Origin of the sequence: Dysgonomonas massiliensis (assembly GCF_900240225.1) — a bacterium.
In the GTDB taxonomy this organism is placed as follows: Bacteria; Bacteroidota; Bacteroidia; order Bacteroidales; family Dysgonomonadaceae; genus Dysgonomonas; species Dysgonomonas massiliensis.
In genome coordinates this window covers 143,542-157,351 of sequence record NZ_OEPV01000007.1, presented here as the reverse complement: position 1 = coordinate 157,351, position 13,810 = coordinate 143,542, and the positions used below count along the sequence as shown (strand labels likewise).

Sequence of the window (13,810 nt, the reverse complement as noted above, 5' to 3'; positions counted from 1 at the left end):
GGATTGGACCATGACAGAGATTACAAAATAATATCTGATGTCATTTATTAAAAGAGGGGTTTATCAGTTGTAAAATAAGATTAATTGTACTTTCGTTCAATTTCCGCCTCCGCAATTTGTATTGCTATTTCCATATCGGGTATGCCATATCCAAATTGAATGTCTGGCTTGTTGTATCTGTCTGATGACTTCTTGATGATATCTATTACTTCGAAATTTGTTAGTTGCGGGTAGGCTTGCCATAAGCATGTAGCTAGGCCACATATAATAGGACTTGCATATGAAGAACCACTTCTGCGATCTGTATAGCCTTCTGGTCCCACTACATAAGCAAAATCGCCAAGAGACATTACATCTGGCTTTATTCTTCCATCAGGAGTCATTCCCCACGCTGTGAAAGTCCCAAGTGCTCTGCTTGAATTAACCGATCCTACGGTTAAAATATTTGGTGAGTCTCCAGGAGTTCCCACCCAGTCCCTATGGTTACCGGAGCAACAAACTATAAGTATACCTTTTTTTGCGGCTGTGTTTGCTGCGCGTGTAGCGAATGCTGTTTTTCCATCCATATCTTCGTTCGTGTAATTTGTATATGGCCCTTGATACGTCGTATAGCCTAAAGAGGTATTTACTATCGAAACTCCAACACTATCAGCATATTCAAGTGCAGCTACCCAATAGTCTTCTTCAATGGGAGCTTCAATGTCTGATATCTCAGTTCGAAAAATCCAATAATTGGCTTCAGGTGCTGTGCCAATATATTCATTGGGCTTGTTCGTTGCCATAGTCGATAAAACCCAAATTCCATGTTCATCTGCATCTAATCCAATAGGCTCTTTATCTTCATAAACGAAAGACTTTGATCCTTTAATTATTGTATTATCAAGGGATGGATTAGTTTTAAGTCCAAGGAAGCCTGCATCTATGACCGCAATATCCATACCCTGTCCTTTTAATCCTTTTTCGTGGAGAATATTGCCTTTATTCAAATTAATGTTTCTCTGTGCATCTCCATATTCAGAAGCTAATGAATTAAATTCCCCTCTTGCAGATTTCTCGAGAATATTTACCGCCCCAAAATCATCTATTTCTACAGCTGTTATTTTTTCTATAAAGGGGAGAGATTTATATTTAAAGGCTAAATCTGCGTCAGGACAATATACGGTCACAGTGTTGAGCCACTTGCTCTGGGCAATAACAATGCCTCCGATTTTCTCAATTTGGTCTATATAATCTGCAGAGATAGGCAAGTCAGCTTCATCTATTGGTATATTGTATTTAGTTCGTCTTTCAATTGCATTTTTCGAAAGGAATTCTTCGGGCCTATTGATTGAATAAGTGGATGATCCTTTATCAGTGAGTTGCAGGCGTAGTTTACTTTTCGAACCATGCCCGACGATCACATTACACTTTGCTGTATGTGATTTGTTGTGGATTGTATATGTTGCTGTAATTTCAGTTTCGCCTATTGATATTCCTGTAACTACTCCAAGGTGATTTATTTGAGCTATTTCGGGATCTTTTGAATCCCAAGTTATATTTTCTCCGCTGAGCTCCTTGCCATCCAAATATGGTTTTATGACATAAAGTATGATCCCTTTGACAGGAATTTCTATTGATCTGGGTGATATTGTAAATACTGATTCTACTTCTTTGTCTGTTGGGTTATTGCTGTCACAACTGAATGAGGCGCAGCAATAAAAAACTATTAGGTATTTGACTAGATTTTTCATATAATATTAATTGTATTATTATTCCCTTAAGCAATTCCCTTTGTGTATCTGCAAGTTTGTATTCAATATAAGGTGTTAAATGTTTTATAATTTAAACATAGTAAAAATACTTTTATATTTTCTTTTTTAGAGCCTCCTAATTTACGCAACAATCATAGATAGATTTTAAATTTAGAAGAAATGGTCTCATTTTAGGGTTTATAAGCCGGAAAAATGTAAAATAGGTTTTATAAATTGTTTGTCTAATCTCATTTTGCTAATTTAGCGCTCTTACTAATATTAAAATGCCAAAGAATGAAATTTTATAGCACAAATAAGCAATCTGCAGAGGTGAATCTTCAGGATGCTGTTGTAAAAGGTTTAGCACCAGATAAAGGTTTATACATGCCGGAAAGAATCAAAACGCTTCCGCAGGAGTTTTTTGAAAATATAGATAAACTGAGTTTTCATGATATCGCTTATACCGTAGCTGATGCTTTCTTCGGCGAAGATATTGAGGCCGATACATTGCGCTCTATTGTAGAAGATACTCTTAGTTTTGATACTCCCGTTGTGCATGTTGATGCTAATATCTATAGCCTCGAACTTTTTCATGGGCCAACATTGGCATTCAAAGATGTCGGTGCCCGTTTTATGGCTCGCCTTTTAGCTTATTTTATTCAGAAGCAAGGACAAACAGATGTTAAGGTTCTTGTTGCAACATCAGGAGATACTGGAAGTGCCGTTGCTAATGGCTTTTTAGGGGTAGATGGAATTCATGTATATGTATTATATCCAAAGGGAAAAGTAAGTCCTATTCAAGAATGTCAATTCACAACACTAGGACAGAATATAACAGCTATTGAGGTTGATGGTACATTTGATGATTGTCAAGCTCTTGTTAAGACTGCATTCTTGGATGCAGAACTGAATAAGAAGTTGAATTTAACTTCAGCCAATTCAATTAACGTTGCGCGCTTCCTTCCTCAGGCATTTTATTATTTCCATGCCTATGCTCAGTTGAAGCGACAAGGGAAAGCAAATAATGTTGTATTTGCAGTTCCGAGTGGAAACTTTGGGAATATTACGGCTGGACTTATTGCTAAACGTATGGGGTTGCCTATTAGGCGTTTTATTGCTGCAAATAATAGAAACGACATATTTCTTCAATATCTGAATACCGGAGTTTATACTCCTCGTCCATCTGTTCAGACAATTGCCAATGCAATGGATGTGGGTGATCCGAGCAATTTTGCCCGAGTGATTGACTTGTATGGACATTCTCATGAACGAATAACCTCTGAAATTTCAGGATTCAGCTATGATGATGATCAAATAGCCAAGGCATTGAAATTAGCATATACTAAAACCGGTTATCTGTTAGATCCTCATGGTGCATGTGCATATCAGTCTTTGTTAGATAATTTGAATAGCGACGAAGTTGGCGTTTTCTTGGAGACTGCTCATCCAGCTAAATTCAATGAGACTGTTGAGCATATCATAACTTCTACTGTCGAAATCCCTGAAAAACTTAGAGAATTCATGTCTGGCGATAAAAGTGTAATATCTATAGATAAAAGTTATGATACTTTTAGGCTGATTTTAAATTACTGATTTATAGTGTTTTATGTATTTTGGTTTTACTTTTGTTAACTAACGTTTCTAAAAAAGAAATTTAGATTACAAGAATGAGCGAAAATGTTTTCATACATTTGTCTTTATATTTTAAGCTAAAATTATAAAAAAAGGCCTAATTTATTAAACACAATCACTATCTATCTTGTTATAGATGTATTAATAATTTAAAACTTCACGATGAAAAAATTACTATTTTCACTAGTAGCATTCGCTTTAGTTGCTACATCAGCTTCGGCTCAGGAAAAAGTTATTGAGAAAGCAAAGTTTAGTGACAACTGGTTTATCCAGGCACAAGGTGGCGCATCATATACTTTTAGCGAGTATTATAGAGATGCATCATTCGGTAAATTAATCACGCCACAAGTGGCACTCTCTTTCGGTAAACACTTTACTCCCGTATTTGGCCTACGTGCTCAAGTAGCAGGTTGGGAATCAAAAAGTAAATATCCAGCGGTAGATAAGTATTACAAACATAAATATATTCAAGGATCATTGGATGGAATGTGGAATCTAACAAATATCTTTGGAAAGTATGATCCAAGCAGAGCAGTAGATGTTTATGGATTTGTAGGACTTGCTTTTGTTCATGGAAAAAGCAATAATTCGGTAAATATCAATGAAGGTAGAAGTCCTGAAGAATTCGGTAAACAAGGAATTAGCAAATCTAACATGGTTCTTCCTCGTTTAGGATTCCAAGTTGACTATCATGTGTCAAACTTAGTAAGTCTTAACCTTGAAGCCAATGGAACACTTCTTGAAGACCGTTTCAATGGTATTGTGCAAGATCGTTCATATGATGGTATGGTTAATGTACTTGGTGGTATTACTTTCCATATCAACAGAGGATTCAAACAATCAGATGTTTACAGCCAATCGGAAGTAGATAAACTGAATGGTCAGATCAACGAACAAAGAGCTGCTCTAGCTAATAAAGATAATGCTATTGCAGGTTTGAAAGAAGAGTTGGCTAAAAAACCTCAAGTTATTGTAGAAGAAAAAGCCGTAGAAGAAACTATTGAAGAAGTATTGATGAATGCTGTAGTAGTGTTCAAACTTGGTAAATCTGAATTACAAGAAAACCAAGAAATCAACATCTTCAATGCTGCGAAATTCTTCCAAGATAATCTAGACTATCGTTGTATTATCACTGGTTATGCAGATAAAGCAACTGGTAGCGCAAAAGTAAACCAAAGAATTTCTGAACAACGTGCTGAGGCAGTTAAGAAAGTAATGGTTGAAAAATTCGGAATCAGCGCAGACCGTATTACAACTCAAGCAAGTGGTGACAAAGTTCAACCATTCCAAAATGATGCTTGGAACCGTGTCGTAATCTTTACAGCAGTAAAAAATAAATAAGGAACGTTTCCTTAACTTATAAAAATAGCCCTTTCGTTAGAGAGGGCTATTTTGTTTATTATTGCCGTAATATATAGTTATATTCTTAATCGATAATCAAAGACCTTTTCTATTGTATAGATAAACCTCTTTGATGAAAGTGGATATTTTAGCAATTATTTTTTAGAAAGTAATTTTTCGACTACCGTCTTCTTGTATTTCTATCACTACATTTACTACATCGGAAGGAAGAATATCTTCTATTTTTTCAGGCCATTCGATAAAGCATAAGCTTCCGCTGTAGAAATAGTCTTCGTATCCGAAGTCGTAAGCTTCCTCTATTTTATTGATTCTATAAAAATCAAAGTGATATATCAGTTCAGCACTTTTCGAACGGTATTCGTTCACGATGGCAAAGGTAGGGCTGTTGATTACGTCTTCTACGCCTAGGCATTCGCATACGGCTTTGATAAATGTTGTTTTGCCGGCTCCCATTGGTCCGTGAAATGCAAAAACAGTATTATCGCCCATCGCTCGAACGAATTCTTTGGCTGTTTCGTTTATTGTATCTAACGATTGAATTTTTAGTTCCATATATTTATTTTAATGTCATTGTTATAAAAGGTACAATCATTTCTTCCATTGATATGCCACCATGCTGAAATGTATTGGTATAATGCGAAACAAACTGATTTTGATTGTTCGCATAAGCAAAGAAATCATCGTTGCAAGCAAAGATATATTTACTGCTTATATTCTGGCTTGGTAGGCCTGCCTTTTCGGGATTCAAGATGTCATAAACCTGTTTACGATCGTATCCGATGTGACGGCTTACTTTGTAACGCGGATTCGAATTGATCTGATCTTTCTCGGCTGTCACTTTTTGCGGCCGTTTCACGCGTATAGTGCCATGATCGGTTGTCAGAACAATCTTATATCCCATTGCTGCGGCTTTTTTAGCTAAATCAATCGTACTTGAATGTTTGACCCACGACCGGGTAAGCGATCGGTAAGCAGCTTCGTCTGAGGCTAGCTCGCGAATCATCTTCGAGTCGGTACGAGCATGCGAAAGCATATCAATGAAATTTAGAACAACTATGTTGAGCTGATTGTTCGACAGATTCGATATATTCTGAGCTAATTTTTCGCCCGAGGCAGAAGTCATTAGCTTATTGTAGCTGAAAGTATAAGATTGATGTAAACGCTCGATTTGAGCCCTTAGAAGTTCCTCTTCATGTAAGTTTTTGCCTTCTTCATCTTCTTCATTCACCCATAGTGTAGGATGTATTTTTGCTATCTGAGAGGGCATTAATCCTGCAAACATGGCATTGCGTGCATATTGTGTTGTAGTAGGCAAAATACTAAAGTAAGTATCTTCCTGAATGTTGAAATCGGCAGCGAATAGGTTTTTGATTTCACGCCACTGATCTAATCGAAGATTGTCTACTAAGAGGACGAATACTTTTTCGTTGCGATCGAGTAGGGGGAAAATCTTCTCCTTGAATACTCTTGGACTTTGCGTCGGTGCTTCGTCCGGTGTTTGAATCCACGATTCGTAATTACGCTTGATAAATTTCGTGAAAGCGTTATTAGCCTCTTGCCGTTGCATTTTCAATAGATCGAGCAACGGATTTTGAGAACTCGTTAGCTCGATATCCCAATTCGTAATTTTATTATATATATCTGTCCAGTCGGCGGCAGTTTCGGCTTCGTTTATCTGTTGATTGATGCGGTTGTATGCATCACGGTAACTTTCTACGGTTGCTTCGGTAACGATATCATCTTTATGCAGATTCTTTTTGAGGGATAAAAGAATCTGATGAGGATTTACTGGCTTGATCAGATAGTCGGCTATTTTTCGTCCGATAGCGTTAGTCATAATACCTTCGTCTTCGCTTTTCGTGATCATTACGACAGGTGTGTCGGGTACAATTTCTTTGATGAACGTTAATGTATCTAAGCCGCTCAATCCGGGCATATGTTCGTCAAGGAAAATTATGTCGAATAGCTTTTCTCTGATAGCATCTAATGCGTCTTGCCCGCTGTTGACGGGTGTGACAGAATAGCCCTTTTCTTCGAGAAAAAGGATGTGAGGACGAAGTATGTCAATCTCGTCATCAGCCCAGAGTATTTTCTTTTTAGCAGCCATTGTTTATAGGTGAAGATGATCTTTTGTACGGTGTAAAATTACATAAATTTGACGACTTACTTCTAATCGTTACTCAGTATATCAATTAGTTTCTGTATCAGTTTCTTATCTACACCTTTGTCGTTGCCATTTAGCAATAAGGTATCTCCGTCAAACTTAGAAAACACTATAAAATTACCATCTTCCATGTAACATGTGTAGTATATGAATCCTTCGATTTTATCGACATTTCCTACTACTCTTATTTTAATTCCGTCTATATCTAATTGTCTGTCCGCCATCTTGAACCTAATTGTCAAAAAGTAACACTTGTATCAGAATTCTGTATTATTTATAGCATGCTCTATTAGGTGCGTATATTATTTGAAAGCTATTCAAGCTCGCCCTTTGTTTCCTCGCAGTTTATGAGTTTTTCAATCAGTCTAATTTTTATTATTTTCTTATTCTCTGTAACGAATGCGTGCCGGTTGCAATGATTGTAGATTAAATAGTCATGTGTCGAATCTCCCTCAATCTTTTCAACAATATAATCACTCCCATAGTAATAACGTCTAAGCCATTTCGAGGCTTTCTTCTGAAAATCAGATTTAGAAAAAATGATTTCTAATCCATCAATATCTATTGTTATGGAATCTCCTAAAATCTTATCATCTCCATTAATGATAAAGTAATATATGCCTTTTGATATTTCATCTTTTATCGATAGTTCTATTACTTCTTTCTTTTGAGAGAAGCAGCACGTAGATATTATGAATATTATGAATGTGAAAATTGCTTTTTTCATGATAGTCAATATTTTTTTACTTGTATAGATAAAGATAAATAAAAATGTAAGATATAATTCGTTAGACAGTTTCTTTAATATCGTGTCTAACCATGTCGTTATTCCTTAGATAACTACAAAGTTCTATAAGATGGTTTCTAATAAAGGCATCTGTCTCTAAATCTGCTTGAGAGGCTTTTATCTTTTTCTTGAGAACAGTGTCTTTGTAGAAACCTTGTTCTGCTATTAGTCTTTTTACGAGTGATTTATCTTCATATATGTCAAGGAATGGGATGATTATAACATCTGTAGTCCTTTTTCTTAGATTTATATTCTCAAGTTTTATAATGAAACGATACTCCTCTATTTCACCCATGATAAACATGTCTATATCTTCCACGATGTTTCCAAAACCATCCATTTTCCCCTGAAAATTAAGACTTGTGAAAGCTGGATAATTGAAAACATCACGTTTCATACTTAATTCGTTGAAATTATTAATAATTGATACAATGACGGCAATGAGCGAAAATGAAGTTGAATATAATATGGATAGAGGAATGCGTCGGATGATTGCTAGGATATTGAAGCCATCAGAGACCAGTACCGGCAGAAAGGTTAATGGAAATACTAGCAATGAGCATACTATCCATCCCTGAAGAAGTGTACGCTTTTCAAAAAGAGCTAATCTTATTAAATCTTTCAGCATATTATGAGTATATCCATTATCTATAAAGATACATAAAAAACAAAAGCGGAAATCGTCCCCACAACGATTCCCGCTTTCATTATATCATTTCATATTTTTGTTTCATATTTATTTCTTCGCCCTTTTCATCGTAGAAATGGTATTCGAGATATGCCAGATCCTGATTAGGAATAATCTTGAATCCTCGGCCATATCGCCATTTCCATTGAGTATTTAGCGAAAGAAATCCTTTTTTAATAAAGGCATCTACGTACGGATGTACGTGCAAGGTGAATTTCTTTACATTTAGATCGTTTACCAGATAGCTGATTTTCGAGCGCATGGTGTCTGTAAATAGTATTGATGGGCGTACTTCGCCTTTACCATTACAGTCGGGACAAGCTTCGGTTGTCGAAATTTCCATTTCGGGTCTCACTCGTTGGCGTGTGATTTGCATCAATCCGAATTTGCTCAGAGGCAGAATATTATGTTTTGCTCTATCGTTGGACATGGCTTCCTGCATTTTTGCCAGCAGATTCGCCTTATTCTCGTTCTGTGTCATGTCGATAAAGTCTATCACGATGATCCCTCCCATATCACGCAGTCTCAATTGTCGTGCTATCTCCTCGGCCGCGGCGGCATTTACTTCCCATGCATTGCGCTCCTGTCCGGCCTCAGGGTTTTTCGATCGGTTTCCACTATTTACGTCTATTACGTGCAGAGCTTCCGTATGCTCTATTATTAAGTAAGCTCCATTGCGGAAAGTAACGGTTCTTCCGAATAAGGCTTTTATCTGTTTTGTAACGGCAAAGTTGTCGAAGATTGTCAGTTCGCCTTCATAAAGTTTTACGATATCTTTTTTCTCGGGCGAGATGAGTGTTATATAATCTTTGATCTGTGCGTATGTCTCTTTGTCGTTTACGTGTATGTGACTAAATGATGGACTGAATACGTCGCGCAATAGTCCTACAATACGTCCGGTCTCTTCAAATATAAGTGCGGGTAGCTTCGAGTTTTGTATTTTGGGCATGTTGTCATCCCATCTCTTAACAAGGGTTTTCAATTCAGTGTCTAGTTCCTGAACTTTTTTTCCTTCGGCAACAGTTCTCACGATTACCCCGAAGTTTTTTGGCTTTATGCTCTGGATGAGCTGTTTAAGTCTTATTCGCTCTTCCCGCGATTTAATTTTCTGTGAAACAGAGACTTTGTCGTTGAACGGAATCAGTACAAGGTAACGACCTGCAAATGATATTTCGGATGTAAGGCGTGGGCCTTTTGTCGAAATTGGTTCTTTTGCCACTTGTACCAGAATTTGATCTCCTACCTTCAGTATATCGTTAATCGACCCGTTTTTTTCGATGTCGGGCTCGAGCTTCATCTTCGAAATGTTGGGGAATTTCTTGGTGTCGGCTAATGCTTGTTGGTAGAAATTTGCAATAGATTTAAATTGTGGACCGAGATCTAAATAATGAAGAAAAGCATCCTTTTTGTAGCCTATGTCTACGAAGGCAGCATTCAGCCCGGGCATCAGTTTTTTTACTTTTGCGGCATAAATATTGCCCACGGCAAACGAGACGTCGCGTCCTTCTTTTTGTAGTTCTACAAGTTTTTTGTCTTCCAGAACTGCGATGGATACTTCGTCTGCTTGGACGTTTACAATTAGTTCACTATCCATATTATTTTAGATTTTAATAATGATTTCAAAGAGCTTGTGGCATTATTTGGCAGCTGCCAATATGCGCAAAGAACAAACTTATAAATTATTTTACAATTTTAAGTTTGTTCTTGTACATTTTCAGACTAAAAAGTTATTTTATTTTCTTTTTTTATGTCTATTCTTTCTAAGTCTTTTTTTACGCTTGTGCGTAGACATTTTATGTCTTTTTCTTTTTTTTCCGCTTGGCATATCTTTTAGTTTTTAATATGTTATTTGTTAAGAATATTATTTTCTAACTTGTGCAACAAAAGTTTTAGCCGGTTTGAAAGCTGGAACTGAGTGTGCAGGTATGATAATAGTTGTATTTTTAGATATGTTACGTGCAGTTTTTTCTGCTCTTGTTTTCACGATGAAACTACCGAACCCTCTTAGGTACACATTTTCGTCTTTGCTCAAAGAGTCCTTAACAACTTCCATAAACGACTCTACTGTTTTCAATACAGTTGCTTTGTCGATGCCAGTGTTTTTGGCAATTTCATTAACGATATCCGCTTTTGTCATTTCAAATATTTTTTAATTCTGTATAATTAATTTTTTGGTCTGCAAATATATAGCTTTTATTTAGCATATAAAAAAAAACACATAAAAAAAACATAAAAAACTCGTTTCTACTAGTTTATCCTCAAAATGTGCGTTCGAATAGTTAGCTGTTCGAAATCCGTCTTCACATACAATAATATTCGAAATATATCATTATCAAAAAAAATACTTAGCTTTGTATTATAGGAATAGCAAATTGATTTTATATGAAAACCTTTATATTACTAGTAGTTAGCGCAGCTTTGTCGTGTACGTTGACAGCGCAGAATACAGTGCGGATGAATGCCGTTAAAGGCAATAACTTTGGCGTGAATTATTCGTTGCCGAAAACTTCGATTAAAGTGACTGCCGAATATACTAAGACGACCCTGAAAGCGGGGCAGTACTACCAGTATGCCGAGCGTTATCTGAATATTTCGAATCCGATAATTGAGAATGAAGTCCAATATACGTTGGATGGCTTGACTGCCGAAACGGAAGGCGTGATCGATAGTCAGAATTCATATCAAGTGGAATTTCGTGCTAACACCACTGCTCCTTATGTAACGCTGACCGAGGATGGTTTGATCTGTGCAATCAATTCGGGTTATGATTTTGTACCAAATGTTAAACAAACTGTGGTTCAAGAATCGAAGAATGAAGTGATTTTGAACCCGAATACATTTTTGTCGGAAGAAATTCTTCGTGCCGGATCTACGGCTAAGCAAGCAGAGTTGATAGCGAAACAAATATATCGTTTACGCGAGAGTCGTACCAATATCTTGACGGGCGAGGCCGATAATATGCCACCGGATGGAGCTGCTTATGAATTGGTTATGAATCAGCTTGATGCTCAGGAAAAAGCACTTATGGCTATGTTTATTGGGACAAAAACGACCGAGAAAGGTTTGCGTACCTTTACTGTTATACCCGACAAGCAGGATATAGAGCGTGAAATACTTTTTCGTTTTTCTAGCAAATTGGGAGTAGTTGAGCCAAACGACTTGTCCGGAGCTCCGGTTTATATCAGCTTGACGAACAAAGAGCCTCGTGTTGAGCAAGAGTTGACAGAAAAAGAAGCCAAAGAAATGGAGAAGAAATTCTCGAAAGGCATTATCTATAATGTGCCAGGAAAAGGAATGTTGAAAATATCATACAATAATAAAGCTTTTGTAAACAAAGAGTGCGATATTGTTCAATATGGTATTCAGGATGTTTTGGCTCCTAATATGTTCGATAACAATAAACGCCCTATAAAAGTGATATTCTATCCTAAACTAGGTGCAATTCAGCAAATTATACAATAAAAACCAGTGGTATGGTCGAAATAGAGAGGAAGTTTCTGGTCGGAGGCGACTTTAAAAGTTTGGCCATTAGTCATACGCATATTGTACAAGGATATCTGTCTTCTGTTCCCGAGCGTGCGGTTCGTGTCCGAATAGCCGGAGATAAAGCTTTCTTGACAATCAAAGGAAATAGCTCGGCAAATGGGTTAACACGTTTTGAGTGGGAAAAAGAAATTGATATTGCGGAAGCAAAAGAGCTTATCAAGTTGTGTGAACCCGGAGTAATCGATAAAACGCGTTATCTGATTCCTGTGGGCAAGCATGTTTTTGAAGTCGATGAGTTCTTTGGCGAGAATGAAGGGCTGATAGTTGCTGAAATTGAGTTAGGTAGCGAAGATGAAAAATACGAAAAGCCCGAATGGCTTGGCGAAGAAGTGACTGGCGACGAACGCTATTACAATGCTTCGCTGGTGAAACAACCTTATACAAAATGGTGATCTGTATGCTATAGGCAGATGATAATACCCGAAATAAAAATACATGACAAGTTCTCGATCGAGACAAAAGTCGGTTTTGTACCCGATCAGAATGATACTGATTTTAGTGAGTTTAAGATCAATACATGGATTTATGTGCCTAATAGTCTGGATATAAATCGGTCGACCTACACGAAAGAACAATTCTACCGAGATACAAAAAACAATATCCGTCTTATTACTCCGGTCTATACGATAGCCGGAATTCTGGAAGAAGGACGAGGACCGATACCTCGTTTGCAGCGAGCAATAGGCGAGCTGTTGGGCGAGCCGGATAGTGAGGCCAAAACTGAAAATTATCTTTATCAGGTGAAGATGTTTGCCTGCATCACAAAAAGTGCTTTGCGTGATCAGACCAATTTCATTCTTTGCGAAAGGGATAATGTTTTTCTGAAAAAACGAATTGATAAATTAGTAGAGCAGATTCGAGAGATATCGGAACGATTTCGTTCGCAATATTCGCGCCTCGAAGTGGATACGATAAGTGATAAGCAGCGTGATTATTTCTTGTTTGGCGACGAATTCTGGGCAAATACGATTGCGCAACACGTATTCAGGATAATGGTTGCCCATAAGAATAATCCCGAATTTGCAGAATTGAAGAAACCTCTGGTCGAATTGCTTCTTGATGAGCAGGATTACAAGCGTAAAATGGGTTATCAATTGCCCGTCGAAGGAAATGATGATCATAACAAGTTGCTGGTAATAAAGCGTACAGCTCTGAAAAAGTTTGTCGAAAGCGATTTGTATCTGCACGTTACCCAAAAGAAAGATGGCGCTCTGACCGAGCAAGTGTTATATGGTATTGCCGCCGGAGTAGCCATGATTTTTGCTACAGTTATATCTTTTTTTGCAACTCAGCGTTTCGGTAATTTCACGACCGACCTTTTTATCATTTTGGTTATTAGTTATATAGGTAAAGATCGTATTAAGGATCTGATGCGTTACTATTTTTCGTCACATATGAGCCGCAAGTATTTCGATCATAAGCGAAAATTGAATGTTCGTAATCAGGAAATCGGCTGGATAAAAGAGTCTTTTGATGTTATTCCCGAAGAGCGTGTTCCCGAAGAAATTCAGGCTCTGCGCAACAGAAGTCCGTTGGTTGAGGCTGAGAATCAGATTTATGACGAAAAAGTTATGATGTATCGTAAGTTAGTTCGTCTTTCACGCAAGGATATCGAGAAATATAAACAATATCGCCTGACGGGGATCAATGATATTACGCGTTTCAATCTGTCGGGGTTTGTGCAGAAGATGGCCGATCCTACTTTGCCTCTTTATATGGTTGATGCGGATAATGGTTACAAAACGATAAAAGGGTACAAAGAGTACCCCTTATATATGATTATAGCTTGTGTATCGAACAATGAAACCTACTACCGTAAATACCGTTTACTGGTCAACAAAAAAGGAATCAGTGATGTAAGTGAGCTCGATTAGCAGCCATGCGACATGGTGCATATCTGC

At 37.3% G+C, this 13,810-nt stretch carries 13 protein-coding genes; 5 read left to right on the top strand and 8 right to left on the bottom strand.

The window, feature by feature from the left end; genetic code table 11:
- Positions 1-80: 80 nt before the first annotated feature.
- Positions 81-1,730, bottom strand: a complete 1,650-nt coding sequence (locus tag C1A06_RS08760) for a S8 family serine peptidase (RefSeq protein WP_101689882.1) — start codon at positions 1,728-1,730, stop codon at positions 81-83.
- A gap of 294 nt (positions 1,731-2,024) precedes the next feature.
- Here C1A06_RS08760 and thrC point away from each other — a divergent pair, with 294 nt between their 5' ends.
- Both thrC and C1A06_RS08750 read left to right on the top strand, forming a co-directional pair.
- The gene (thrC, locus tag C1A06_RS08755) at positions 2,025-3,323 is read left to right on the top strand and encodes a threonine synthase (protein WP_101689881.1); all 1,299 of its coding nucleotides are present in this window, start codon (positions 2,025-2,027) and stop codon (positions 3,321-3,323) included.
- A 201-nt stretch (positions 3,324-3,524) separates the two neighbouring features.
- Positions 3,525-4,703, top strand: coding sequence for an OmpA family protein (locus C1A06_RS08750; RefSeq protein WP_101689880.1), 1,179 nt, complete (start codon positions 3,525-3,527; stop codon positions 4,701-4,703).
- A 162-nt stretch (positions 4,704-4,865) separates the two neighbouring features.
- Here the strand turns inward: C1A06_RS08750 and tsaE are convergent, their stop codons facing one another.
- The 7 genes from tsaE to C1A06_RS08715 all read right to left on the bottom strand — a co-directional run bounded on the left by tsaE (position 4,866) and on the right by C1A06_RS08715 (position 10,500).
- Positions 4,866-5,276: a tRNA (adenosine(37)-N6)-threonylcarbamoyltransferase complex ATPase subunit type 1 TsaE gene (gene tsaE / locus C1A06_RS08745; RefSeq protein WP_101689879.1), complete on the bottom strand. Its 411-nt coding sequence runs from the start codon at positions 5,274-5,276 to the stop codon at positions 4,866-4,868.
- A gap of 4 nt (positions 5,277-5,280) precedes the next feature.
- Positions 5,281-6,831 (bottom strand): T9SS response regulator signal transducer PorX, encoded by a 1,551-nt coding sequence (gene porX, locus C1A06_RS08740; protein ID WP_101689878.1) that lies wholly within the window; start codon positions 6,829-6,831, stop codon positions 5,281-5,283.
- A 62-nt stretch (positions 6,832-6,893) separates the two neighbouring features.
- On the bottom strand, positions 6,894-7,112 hold the full coding sequence (locus C1A06_RS08735) for a hypothetical protein (protein WP_101689877.1): 219 nt from the start codon (positions 7,110-7,112) through the stop codon (positions 6,894-6,896).
- 89 nt (positions 7,113-7,201) lie between these two features.
- On the bottom strand, positions 7,202-7,615 hold the full coding sequence (locus C1A06_RS08730) for a hypothetical protein (RefSeq protein ID WP_101689876.1): 414 nt from the start codon (positions 7,613-7,615) through the stop codon (positions 7,202-7,204).
- 61 nt (positions 7,616-7,676) lie between these two features.
- Positions 7,677-8,303 carry a hypothetical protein gene (locus tag C1A06_RS08725; protein ID WP_101689875.1) on the bottom strand — a complete coding sequence of 209 codons (627 nt, stop codon included), beginning with the start codon at positions 8,301-8,303 and terminating at the stop codon, positions 7,677-7,679.
- A gap of 79 nt (positions 8,304-8,382) precedes the next feature.
- The gene (locus tag C1A06_RS08720) at positions 8,383-9,957 is read right to left on the bottom strand and encodes an Rne/Rng family ribonuclease (RefSeq protein ID WP_101689874.1); all 1,575 of its coding nucleotides are present in this window, start codon (positions 9,955-9,957) and stop codon (positions 8,383-8,385) included.
- A 267-nt stretch (positions 9,958-10,224) separates the two neighbouring features.
- A complete protein-coding gene (locus C1A06_RS08715; RefSeq protein ID WP_101689873.1) occupies positions 10,225-10,500 on the bottom strand; it encodes an HU family DNA-binding protein in 276 nt (91 codons plus the stop codon).
- 245 nt (positions 10,501-10,745) lie between these two features.
- Here C1A06_RS08715 and C1A06_RS08710 point away from each other — a divergent pair, with 245 nt between their 5' ends.
- From C1A06_RS08710 to C1A06_RS08700, 3 genes are read left to right on the top strand one after another with little or no spacing between them, the layout of a single operon-like run.
- Positions 10,746-11,825 (top strand): DUF4831 family protein, encoded by a 1,080-nt coding sequence (locus C1A06_RS08710; RefSeq protein ID WP_101689872.1) that lies wholly within the window; start codon positions 10,746-10,748, stop codon positions 11,823-11,825.
- Positions 11,826-11,836: 11 nt separating this feature from the next.
- Positions 11,837-12,301: a CYTH domain-containing protein gene (locus tag C1A06_RS08705; RefSeq protein ID WP_101689871.1), complete on the top strand. Its 465-nt coding sequence runs from the start codon at positions 11,837-11,839 to the stop codon at positions 12,299-12,301.
- 18 nt (positions 12,302-12,319) lie between these two features.
- Entirely contained in the window at positions 12,320-13,783 is a 1,464-nt protein-coding gene (locus C1A06_RS08700; protein ID WP_101689870.1) for a hypothetical protein, read from the top strand.
- The last annotated feature ends 27 nt before the right edge of the window (positions 13,784-13,810 follow it).

Bases quoted from the DNA above. Each gene is read 5' to 3' on its own strand.
- C1A06_RS08760 (WP_101689882.1), bottom strand. From the start codon at position 1,730: ATGAAAAATCTAGTCAAATACCTAATAGTTTTTTATTGCTGCGCCTCA.
- thrC (WP_101689881.1), top strand. From the start codon at position 2,025: ATGAAATTTTATAGCACAAATAAGCAATCTGCAGAGGTGAATCTTCAG.
- C1A06_RS08750 (WP_101689880.1), top strand. From the start codon at position 3,525: ATGAAAAAATTACTATTTTCACTAGTAGCATTCGCTTTAGTTGCTACA.
- tsaE (WP_101689879.1), bottom strand. From the start codon at position 5,276: ATGGAACTAAAAATTCAATCGTTAGATACAATAAACGAAACAGCCAAA.
- porX (WP_101689878.1), bottom strand. From the start codon at position 6,831: ATGGCTGCTAAAAAGAAAATACTCTGGGCTGATGACGAGATTGACATA.
- C1A06_RS08735 (WP_101689877.1), bottom strand. From the start codon at position 7,112: ATGGCGGACAGACAATTAGATATAGACGGAATTAAAATAAGAGTAGTA.
- C1A06_RS08730 (WP_101689876.1), bottom strand. From the start codon at position 7,615: ATGAAAAAAGCAATTTTCACATTCATAATATTCATAATATCTACGTGC.
- C1A06_RS08725 (WP_101689875.1), bottom strand. From the start codon at position 8,303: ATGCTGAAAGATTTAATAAGATTAGCTCTTTTTGAAAAGCGTACACTT.
- C1A06_RS08720 (WP_101689874.1), bottom strand. From the start codon at position 9,957: ATGGATAGTGAACTAATTGTAAACGTCCAAGCAGACGAAGTATCCATC.
- C1A06_RS08715 (WP_101689873.1), bottom strand. From the start codon at position 10,500: ATGACAAAAGCGGATATCGTTAATGAAATTGCCAAAAACACTGGCATC.
- C1A06_RS08710 (WP_101689872.1), top strand. From the start codon at position 10,746: ATGAAAACCTTTATATTACTAGTAGTTAGCGCAGCTTTGTCGTGTACG.
- C1A06_RS08705 (WP_101689871.1), top strand. From the start codon at position 11,837: ATGGTCGAAATAGAGAGGAAGTTTCTGGTCGGAGGCGACTTTAAAAGT.
- C1A06_RS08700 (WP_101689870.1), top strand. From the start codon at position 12,320: ATGATAATACCCGAAATAAAAATACATGACAAGTTCTCGATCGAGACA.